Raw genomic sequence first — 445 nt, 5'->3', positions numbered from 1 at the left:
AGGCAACCTCTCGCTGAAGCTCGGCAAGTTCGGCGCCTTCGTCGGCTGCTCGAACTATCCGGAATGCTCCTACACCCGCCAGCTTGGCGATGCCGCCAATCCCAATGGCGAGAACGGCAACGGCGAGGACGGCGTCAGGCTGCTCGGCAAGGATCCGTACACGGCCGAGGAGATCACGCTGCGCAGCGGCCGTTTCGGTCCGTACATCCAGCGCGGCGAAGGCAAGGAAGCCAAGCGCTCCAGCCTGCCCAAGGGCTGGGCGGCCGACTCGATCGATCATGAGAAGGCGATCGCGCTGCTGTCATTGCCGCGCGACGTCGGCAAGCACCCGGAAACCGGCAAGATGATCTCGGCGGGTCTTGGCCGCTACGGACCCTTCGTGCTGCATGACGGCACCTACGCCAACCTGGAAAGCATCGAGGACGTGTTCTCGATCGGTCTGAAC

1 protein-coding gene is annotated in these 445 nt (G+C 64.3%); it reads left to right on the top strand.

The window, feature by feature from the left end:
* The coding region (locus EOA29_RS40075; protein WP_189479206.1) for a topoisomerase C-terminal repeat-containing protein at window positions 1–445 on the top strand (445 nt) is incomplete at both ends.

This window comes from Mesorhizobium sp. M1E.F.Ca.ET.063.01.1.1 (assembly GCF_003998155.1).
Taxonomy (GTDB): domain Bacteria; phylum Pseudomonadota; class Alphaproteobacteria; order Rhizobiales; family Rhizobiaceae; genus Mesorhizobium.
The sequence above is the reverse complement of the archived record's forward strand: the minus strand, read 5'-3'. Positions and strand labels throughout refer to the sequence as shown.